We start from the raw sequence: 525 nt of genomic DNA, 5'->3' as shown, positions 1-525 counted from the left end.
ATTTCACTATAGTCTTCAACTGCAGATTCAAAATTTCCATCGTACCATTTGTTCAGAATAGATTCATATTTTTGTCTTTCATCATTATTGATAACATTTAAGTTGTTTTTTAAGTATTGAATGTTTTCTTTGGTCATTTGAAATCGACCTACATCACGGGTACCAGGAACATGAAGATTATTCCCATTGAATATGAGTTTTTGGAAAGACATATGTATCATCATGTCATTTATAGTCTGCTCGTTTTGGATTTCTCCAATCGACTGTGCTGCTTTGGATAAATCATCTTCACTTACTACATAACTATCTTTTTGTTGCTTTTGAATGGTTTGAACTTTCGGTTTTTCCTGAACCTTTTCTTCTTGTTTAGGTTTTGATTCAGTTGCAGGCTTCTCATTTGAGCTACAAGCAGCCATACTCAGAAGTAATGTACCGCATGTTAACGCCGTAAGTAACTTTCGTTTCATTTTTTTCTCTCCGATCTGTATTAGTTATTTTAAATAGTTCTTTTTAAAATGTAAGATT

Annotated in this window: 1 protein-coding gene; it reads right to left on the bottom strand. The window is 32.4% G+C overall.

Annotated features, from left to right (window positions below; all coding sequences use genetic code 11):
• The coding region (locus tag V7038_RS28845; protein ID WP_335696041.1) for a DUF6241 domain-containing protein at window positions 1-467 on the bottom strand (467 nt) is incomplete at its 3' end.
• Window positions 468-525: the final 58 nt, after the last annotated feature.

The organism is Bacillus sp. JJ783, assembly GCF_036963225.1.
Lineage (GTDB): Bacteria > Bacillota > Bacilli > Bacillales > Bacillaceae_G > Bacillus_A > Bacillus_A cereus_U.
The sequence above is the reverse complement of the archived record's forward strand: the minus strand, read 5'-3'. Positions and strand labels throughout refer to the sequence as shown.